The following is a 7,872-nucleotide window of genomic DNA, read 5'->3' as shown; positions in this document are numbered from 1 at the left end:
CTAAAACCTGCAGTGTATGCGGCGCTATCCATGAACTGAAGTTATCGGATAGAACGATGAACTGCGAGTGCGGAAACACGCTAGACCGTGATTTAAACGCAGCAATAAATTTAAAGAATTATGCCGTAAGCTCTACGGTGCTAGCCTGTGGAGAGAAAAGCGCTGACGCTAAGCTATTGGTAGTGTGAAACTATTCTCTATGAATCAGGAAGAAAAACTTAGGTTTAATTGAAAATCATAGGTTGTTCAGAGCGGTAGGCCGCCAGTATGCTGATTGAGAAAATAATAAAGTGAAGTGAGGATAACATGAAAAATAATAAAAATTTATTCAAGTGCTTGGCTGTTATCGGGGGATTATTGATTTCTTCCGGAGCGTGGGCTTTAACGGAAGAGGAAAAAAAAGCGCTTTGCAAAACGCCTAAAATTTTGGGATTTAACCTGCCTGAATACAGTCAGGATAATAAAGTTGAAGTGCCCCCTGAATCGGAAATTCACTTCACCATTTCTGGCTGGACCGATATCAATACGCTGGTCGTGAAGGCTAAAAATGAAAAACTGCCCTTGACGATTGAAAACAAGAATCTTTTTTACAAAATCAGCACAAAACTGCCTGCTTCGTTAAACGGTAAGTTTGTCAGAGTCAATGTTGATGCCAAAGCCGAGTTTGGTTGCCGGGGTTCGGACGGATGGTTGCTGAAAGTAGCAAATTCAGGACAAGCTGCTGAGCCGGTTCCAGTCCCTGAAGCCGCGCCGCCTGCTGAAGCGCCTCAAGTGGCGGCTGAACCAAAAGTTGATGCAACTCAGGCAGTCGATCAGACGCCCAAAGCGGCTGAGCCTGAAAAAGAAAACAGTGCGCCTGTTCAATAAAAATCATAGCGGTTGATCTGTAACTACTCCCTTTATACTCAAAAAATGGTTAACTTTATGAAGGTATGGGGTGTGGCTAGCGAGGATGTCGGCAGGAGGGATTGCTGCCGTCAAGCCCCCATGGAGGGGTTCACGGCGGTCCTCGATAGCCACATCCCATACCTTCTATTCTTAGACGGTTTTTCAATCAAAAGGGAGTAAAGCCAGGGAAGGTTTTTTTAGATTTTTGCTATTCGGTCGTGTTTGCCGATACGATCTCTGCAAATCAATACGGAATTTTATCCGTTGCTTTATTCCAGAGTTTAAAAGGCGTTTCCGCTTCTTCCAAGTCTATGTTCAGCATGGGTATCGATCGAATGGAGGGGTCCAGCGGAATTTGCTCGTAAATGAAGCTGTCATCAAATCCGGCCATTGCCGCATCAAAGCGATTGCACGCAAAAAATACCCGGTCTATCCTCGCCCAGTAAATGGCGCCGAGACACATGGGGCAAGGTTCACAGCTGGAATAAAGCGTGCAGCCTTGAAGCTTGAAGCTGCCCGAATGCTGGCAGGCACTACGAATGGCCATAATTTCAGCATGGGCAGTGGGGTCCATATTCTGAGTCACTTTGTTGCCGCTGGCAGCAATGACAACGCCATCTTTAACGATAACGGCACCGTAAGGCCCACCTGCTCCTGAATCGACATTTTCACAAGCCAATGCGATTGCCTGTTTTAAATACGTTTCATGCATTTATAAACCTAAGGGGTTTTCCGGATCGATGCCGGTCATAAAAGGGACTCGTCTATCCTGATCGGTGATTTGATAAATCTTGCCCAGCCAGTTATTGAAGACGGCCTTGGCGGTGTCTCGCCACGTATTGTCAATATGTTCCAACAGCAGTGCTTCCGGAAATTCGGCCGGTATATTCTTGGTATTTTTAGCTGCGATAACCTGTTCCTTATACTCTTCCAGGAGCTGTCGGCAAACAGCATTAAAATAATTTTCCGGGAAGGGCGGGTAATCATCCCTTTCTGCATGATAAAAACGCAGTACTTCACGTTTGTATTCTTTCAACAGGCTGATGTCATCGTATTCCGGGTGGCCCTGAAAGAAAACGATACGAAATCCGTCCGGACTCGTGGCGAGGTGGACACCGGCTTCTTTGCCGGCAACCAGAATCTTTAGGCCATGCGCTTCCATGTCGGCCTGAAAAATTTCGTTAAACCGGGAGTGGGGCACATCAAAACGTGTGTTGATTTCCGCAACCAGAGGATGCGTCCGATCCAGTACTTTATGTGGAAATACCCCCCAGCGTTTTGCCGGTAAAGGGGTTCTTTCTATGCCGTAACAATATTGAATCAGCGCATGCGTAGCAAGGCAGGAGCAGAGTGCTGAGGGTACGTTCTGCTTGGCCCAGTCAAAAACTTCGCTTAAAGGCTGCCAGAATGCTTCTTCGTCCAGTTTGGGATGGGTGACATTAGCGCCGCTGATAATCAATGCATCCAGGCCGTCATTTTTGATGGTATCAAACGATTCATAATAACGGTCGATATGCATTTGGGCTTGCGGACTTCTGGGTAAACCTTCAATGGTGAACGGGTGGACATGAAATTGGGTGATCTGATTACACGCACCGACCAGTCTGAAAAACTGCCGTTCAGTGGCTTCCAGAGCAGCATCCGGCATCATGTTCAAAAGACCGATATGCATTTCGCGGATGTCCTGACGACTGGCGCGTTCAGGGGTTAATATTTCTTCGCCCTCCGCACGCAAGCGTTCAAAGGACGGTAAATCGTTATAGGCGACTAAAGGCATTACGCTATCGCTCAGTTGTGCTGTTCAGCAATCGCTTTAGCGATAAGCTGGATAAAATCATCTTCGTTATTGACCAATGCTGTGTCATTAGCACTGATGGTATAACCATATTGCGAGGCAATAGCTTCATAACGCGGTACGCGGGCTTTGAATAATTCCGGAAAGACCCAGCTTACGAAGTCATCAGGGGGGATTAAATTGGGATCGTTGTAATTAAATGCCTTCATGAAAGCATCCAGCTTTTCATCAAGAAACGTTTCCCGGTAATAAAGCGGTTTGGGATCGCTTTTAGCACGCGCAATGATGGTTTGTTCAAGTTCAGACGGGATTTTGATATAAACGATCAGCGTATGCTTTGCCAATGTTTCCAGCACCTCAGGACAGTTCAGTTCACAAACGCTGCCGCCCGCATCGTTGATGAAATGCTTGTAGCCGTAAATGTCTTCGGCTTTTTTGATAAAGTCGGGAACGTCATACATCGCAGCTATTTCAGCTTGATGATGGAGTTGTTGACGTCTTTTGAACTCTTTTAAAGATAAACCGCCGAGATCCGGATTGCCCATTTTTCCGAGAAAACTCGAAACAGGGGCTAAATTTTCAACAGTGACGTTGTTACAAATGTAGATACTGTCAGAAAGTAACAGTTCTCTTAAAAAAGGCACCGCCATAGCGCGCTGTTTGATATTGTCCAGAATCGGCTCTTCCAGATATTTGGTGCCGATACGGTAGTCGCCGGAATAGTGAAACCATTTTTCCTTGGGCAGTTTATTCGCCAACGTGGTTTTTCCTGCGCCGGACATGGCCAGCAGGGTAATGCTTTTGGATTCCCAGTCCAGGAATTCCTGCGCACTCATTCTCATTGAATTTGTTTCCTGTTATTCCAGATAGTCGGTGAAGTTTTCATCGTCAATTAAGCGGGTATGATCATCGGGATCGCTGTAACCCAGATCATCCGATTCCAGTTCATAAGGAGCGCTCCAGTCTTCCGGCGCTTCAATATAATCGAAGGTCGAAGTATACCAACTGTCGTTGTCATATTCGCCAATCTCGCCGTTTAGATATTGTACTTCTATAGATTCGTCACTTTCATCAATAGCAACAACCTTGAATGTCAGGTTGTTCTCAACATCTTTGTACCATCTATCGATGACGGGATCTGTTATGGTAGTCATGCCTACATCCTCATTATTGAGTAGAAAATCCTTATGCAGTTAATCTTACTTTGATTTACTAACTGCGGTTATCTTTTTACTATACCCGATTAATGCTTGCTGCAAAATCCTAAAAAGAGTGGTTCCGACTCGTCTTTGTCTTCCAACGACCCCGTCTCTTTTATTTTTAAAAAATTAGCTGAATATGCAGGTAAAGCAAAGAAAAATTACAGCTAATTTCAACATGTTTACCACCTGATCCTGTAAGGACTGATCAATGACCGACTCCTATTTTGTTTTATCCGTTGTTTACGGCGTTATTCTCATCCTTTTATTGATTGCGATGATGAGTGTGCTGCTCAAACTCAAGCATCTGATCAATTTGGCGTCTGACGCGGGCATGCAGGAATTGCTTCATTTACAACAACTCCATGGCAGTAGTCTGAAAGAGGGGTTCATCGAATCCAGAAAAGAGTTACGGGAAGTCAGTTCGGAAAACCGGCGGGAAATGCAGGAGGCTTTTAAAAACTTTCAGGATACATTGCTGAACAGGATCACCGAAAACAGCACTCTGCAAAACAAGCAATTGGATAGCTTCAAAAATACTTTGAATGAATTATCTGAACGGCTGATCGGTCATTCAGCTGATTTTAAACAAGGCATGACCCTCACTATTCAGGCTTCCAGCGAGGCGTTAAACCGGAAACAGGACGAATTCAGAGAACACAGTATTCAAAAGTTTGATGCTTTTGATCAAAGCATGAAAATCGACGCCAAAATTAATCGTCAGGAACTTAACGAAGGCCTCAAATCATTTGAGGCCAAGTTTGCTGAAAATATTAAAGACTTTAATGAACAATTGCGCATCAAGTTTTCCGATTTAAATAAGCAGCAACTCGAAGCCAGTCAGCTGGCCAAAACCAGCATCACAGAAATAAAAGACACGATAGAGCGGCAACTGAAAGCGATACGCGAAGATAACAGCCAACAACTAAACGAAATGCGCAGAACAGTGGATGAGAAATTGCAAAGCACGCTGGAGAAGCGCTTGGGGGAATCGTTTAAGCAGGTCAGTGATCGTTTGGAGCAGGTACACAAAGGCTTGGGCGAAATGCAAACGCTGGCTGTAGGTGTCGGCGATCTGAAAAAAGTGTTGTCCAATGTCAAAACCCGAGGCATTTTAGGTGAATATCAATTAGGTAATATTCTCGAGCAAATCATGTCGCCAGATCAGTATGCGACCAATGTGGCAACCAAGGCAGGCAGTCAGGCTAACGTGGAATATGCGATCAAATTACCGGGCAAATCCGATGAAAAAACGGTGTGGTTGCCCATCGATTCCAAGTTTCCGCTGGAAAGTTACCAAGCGCTGTTAAATGGGTTTGAGGAAGGCAATATTCTGGAAATTGATGCCGCCCAAAAACAACTATTGAAAACAGTGGAAAGTTTTGCTAAAGATATCAGCAGCAAATATATTGATCCTCCCCATACCACCGATTTTGCCATCATGTTTTTACCGGTAGAAGGCCTGTTTGCTGAAGTATTGCGCCATCCTGATGTATTCGAACGCTTGCAGCGTACCTACCGGATTACGATTACCGGTCCGACGACGTTGTCGGCATTATTGAACAGTTTACATATGGGCTTTAGAACCTTGGCCGTGCAAAAGCGCAGCAGTGAAGTATGGAAAGTGCTGGCCGAAGTAAAGACAGAGTTTGCCAAATACAGCGAGCAGCTGGCGCTGGTCCATAAACAGCTCTCGACGGCTTCGGGGTCGTTGGAAAAACTGCAAACCACGCGTACCAGTGCCATGGAGAAAAAATTACGCGGTGTTGAGATTCTGGGGCTGGATGTCGATAAAGAGGTTGCGGTGGCGTTAATCGAGCCGGTCATTGGGGAGCCGCTGTGACGGTTGGTTGGGCTGTCGCCAGCCTAACTGGTGTAGTTTTCATTATCTTTTAGTTGAGACCCGTACCATGTCCACTACCATTAAATTTTCAGATCTGGTTGACGCTTACGATTGGGTAAGTGCTGGCGCACCTTTTGAGAATGCCGCCTACTTGGATAAAGAGACCGGAGCTGTCTACCTCAGTTCGGAGTTGGTTGATGTCGACACTGAATTACCCGAAGATTATGAGGACGAAAGCAAGTACATTGCTGTACCTCATAAATTTGATCTGGATTTAGGAAAAAACCTGGCGCTCCAGTTTATTGAAGAAGTGCTTCCGGATAAGTCCGATCAGGCACATGCTTTCTTCCGAAAACGCGGAGCTTACTCACGATTTAAAGACTTACTTGAACGAGAGGGTCTGCTTGATGCTTGGTATAAATACGAAGAAGAGGCCATTAAATCAGCCCTCTGTGAATGGGCCGAAGAAAATGACTTAGAGCTTGGATCTGGCGATAGCTAACCCAACATTGCCCGAGAAAATCTCCACAATCCCGAAAATACAAGCTTATAAGGTGGGCTTCCTATCCAGTTACCGCTTTATTGCCCAGCTTCGCTACCACTATGAGTATTGACGTAGAGTTCAGCTAACGTTAGCAGTCTTGCGTAACGCTGAAAAAACTGAGCCACATATTAGCTACGCAAAGTTTGAACGTAATTTCAGGCCGGATGTGTGAATGCAAGACCTGTTCCCGTATGTTCCTTTTCGCAAGAAATTCATTCAGCGCATTAAACAAAAACCAAGACTGCTTTACCAATTGCTATAAACAGCAAGCTGAAAAGCAGGAAATGACTTATTTTCTGCAATCTGTTTTGGGCTAACCAAGATTGACGAGCCGTGTGAAAAAAAGTGAATAAAGCCTGATGAATTTTAAGAAACAAATAACCCGATATAACAATTGCTATGAGCAGATAGATCCAAGCAGCTATGATCCGAGCTTGGCGAAGCTCTATTTCAAAAGTCGATTGCAGTAGTGGTTCTAAAAATAACCCTAAGATATTGATTTTTAACTGTATAATGATTTTAATTAAGGGCAGGGTCATATCATAAAATACCACTGCCAATAAGACCAACACCGTTAACAACACCTTATAAGCAATATTTTTTGTCATTATCAATACCTTTGATTTTGATAATTTAGGTTGGCTTCTGTCAGTACTGCCTTTTAGTCAAGTTTGTAGTTTTTTACGTCATTAATATACGATTGCACTGTTATTTACCCCATTAACAACGAAGGTAATGGACTATAACGACATAATATTCGTCTTGTTATGAAAAATATTTTTGCCAAGGTTGAGCATCCCTGCTTATTTTGGTTAGTCCAACCTCTGAGTTATTTATTCAACATATGGTGAATAGGGTAAAGAAGACTTATGAACGATGATTCTTAGCTTTCCATCTTTTCCTTTTTTGAAAACCCACGTTTTATCTACCATCACTTCATTACCGCTCTTATCGGTAACCCACACATTACCCATTGTTATTGCTACTGAGCCATATATTTGTATCCCTTCATTATTATCACCTGTGTTGTCGTATTGAGCTTTTACCCATGGCTTAAGGGCAAAGCCTTTGTCATTGGGATAATCTGGATCTCCGCCAACAAAATAGGCTAATGCGCCTTTTTTATCATTTCTAAACGTCTGGTCGCCGAAAGCCAAAGTTGGCTTAAAAAACACTTTCCCATAATCGTAGTTGTATGCTTCTGAAAGCACTTTTTCAGCATAAGCCTTGTAATCGCCACCTTCTTCTTTCAATTTTCCTATTTTTACCAAAGCATCACACCACGCTTGTTGTGCAGCATTAACTTCATCGTAAGTAATAATAGAATTTGCTCCCTCTTCGACATAGACTAAGCCTAATTCATCAATGACTTGTTGTACTGCCTTGCTTGATTTTGAACTGCCAGTTGGGGTTTCTTCTTTTTTTGGAGTGGCACAGGAAGTCAATATAATGATTGTCCCAAGGTAACTATTCAGACCCCCAGACCACTGGAGGCAATTTTGGAATCGGCCGTCCGGTCCGCTGATGATCAATGACGACAGCCAAATAAAGCCAAGGGGATTGTTGTCTTTTACGGCAGGTTTCGATCACGCTGATTAAAATG

10 protein-coding genes are annotated in these 7,872 nt (G+C 44.0%); 4 read left to right on the top strand and 6 right to left on the bottom strand.

The features are described 5' to 3' along the window. Together Q7V32_RS08050 and Q7V32_RS08045 are read left to right on the top strand one after the other, a co-directional pair. Window positions 1–188 (top strand): zinc ribbon domain-containing protein (locus tag Q7V32_RS08050; RefSeq protein WP_304896466.1); only part of this gene is annotated, 188 nt, incomplete at its 5' end. A gap of 118 nt (window positions 189–306) precedes the next feature. Further along, window positions 307–867, top strand: a complete 561-nt coding sequence (locus Q7V32_RS08045) for a hypothetical protein (RefSeq protein WP_304896465.1) — start codon at window positions 307–309, stop codon at window positions 865–867. Window positions 868–1,132: 265 nt separating this feature from the next. Here the strand turns inward: Q7V32_RS08045 and Q7V32_RS08040 are convergent, their stop codons facing one another. From Q7V32_RS08040 to Q7V32_RS08025, 4 genes are read right to left on the bottom strand one after another with little or no spacing between them, the layout of a single operon-like run. Then, window positions 1,133–1,600: a nucleoside deaminase gene (locus tag Q7V32_RS08040; protein WP_304896464.1), complete on the bottom strand. Its 468-nt coding sequence runs from the start codon at window positions 1,598–1,600 to the stop codon at window positions 1,133–1,135. Then, entirely contained in the window at window positions 1,601–2,665 is a 1,065-nt protein-coding gene (locus tag Q7V32_RS08035; RefSeq protein WP_304896463.1) for a homoserine O-succinyltransferase, read from the bottom strand. An 11-nt stretch (window positions 2,666–2,676) separates the two neighbouring features. Beyond that, entirely contained in the window at window positions 2,677–3,525 is an 849-nt protein-coding gene (locus tag Q7V32_RS08030; protein WP_304896462.1) for an ATPase, read from the bottom strand. 15 nt (window positions 3,526–3,540) lie between these two features. Further along, on the bottom strand, window positions 3,541–3,837 hold the full coding sequence (locus tag Q7V32_RS08025; RefSeq protein WP_304896461.1) for a DUF6763 family protein: 297 nt from the start codon (window positions 3,835–3,837) through the stop codon (window positions 3,541–3,543). 256 nt (window positions 3,838–4,093) lie between these two features. Between Q7V32_RS08025 and Q7V32_RS08020 the strand changes: the two genes are divergently transcribed. Together Q7V32_RS08020 and Q7V32_RS08015 are read left to right on the top strand one after the other, a co-directional pair. Further along, window positions 4,094–5,725 (top strand): DNA recombination protein RmuC, encoded by a 1,632-nt coding sequence (locus Q7V32_RS08020; protein WP_304896460.1) that lies wholly within the window; start codon window positions 4,094–4,096, stop codon window positions 5,723–5,725. 67 nt (window positions 5,726–5,792) lie between these two features. Further along, entirely contained in the window at window positions 5,793–6,227 is a 435-nt protein-coding gene (locus Q7V32_RS08015; protein WP_304896459.1) for a UPF0158 family protein, read from the top strand. A gap of 266 nt (window positions 6,228–6,493) precedes the next feature. Here the strand turns inward: Q7V32_RS08015 and Q7V32_RS08010 are convergent, their stop codons facing one another. Together Q7V32_RS08010 and Q7V32_RS08005 are read right to left on the bottom strand one after the other, a co-directional pair. Then, window positions 6,494–6,877: a hypothetical protein gene (locus Q7V32_RS08010; RefSeq protein WP_304896458.1), complete on the bottom strand. Its 384-nt coding sequence runs from the start codon at window positions 6,875–6,877 to the stop codon at window positions 6,494–6,496. Between the two features lie 225 nt (window positions 6,878–7,102). After that, window positions 7,103–7,714, bottom strand: coding sequence for a hypothetical protein (locus tag Q7V32_RS08005; protein WP_304896457.1), 612 nt, complete (start codon window positions 7,712–7,714; stop codon window positions 7,103–7,105). Window positions 7,715–7,872 lie beyond the last annotated feature (158 nt).

This window comes from Methylicorpusculum sp. (assembly GCF_030651835.1).
Lineage (GTDB): Bacteria > Pseudomonadota > Gammaproteobacteria > Methylococcales > Methylomonadaceae > Methylicorpusculum.
The sequence above is the reverse complement of the archived record's forward strand: the minus strand, read 5'-3'. Positions and strand labels throughout refer to the sequence as shown.

Excerpts from the sequence above, each read along its gene's own strand:
- Q7V32_RS08045 (WP_304896465.1), top strand. The coding sequence starts at position 307 with ATGAAAAATAATAAAAATTTATTCAAGTGCTTGGCTGTTATCGGGGGA.
- Q7V32_RS08040 (WP_304896464.1), bottom strand. The coding sequence starts at position 1,600 with ATGCATGAAACGTATTTAAAACAGGCAATCGCATTGGCTTGTGAAAAT.
- Q7V32_RS08035 (WP_304896463.1), bottom strand. The coding sequence starts at position 2,665 with ATGCCTTTAGTCGCCTATAACGATTTACCGTCCTTTGAACGCTTGCGT.
- Q7V32_RS08030 (WP_304896462.1), bottom strand. The coding sequence starts at position 3,525 with ATGAGAATGAGTGCGCAGGAATTCCTGGACTGGGAATCCAAAAGCATT.
- Q7V32_RS08025 (WP_304896461.1), bottom strand. The coding sequence starts at position 3,837 with ATGACTACCATAACAGATCCCGTCATCGATAGATGGTACAAAGATGTT.
- Q7V32_RS08020 (WP_304896460.1), top strand. The coding sequence starts at position 4,094 with ATGACCGACTCCTATTTTGTTTTATCCGTTGTTTACGGCGTTATTCTC.
- Q7V32_RS08015 (WP_304896459.1), top strand. The coding sequence starts at position 5,793 with ATGTCCACTACCATTAAATTTTCAGATCTGGTTGACGCTTACGATTGG.
- Q7V32_RS08010 (WP_304896458.1), bottom strand. The coding sequence starts at position 6,877 with ATGACAAAAAATATTGCTTATAAGGTGTTGTTAACGGTGTTGGTCTTA.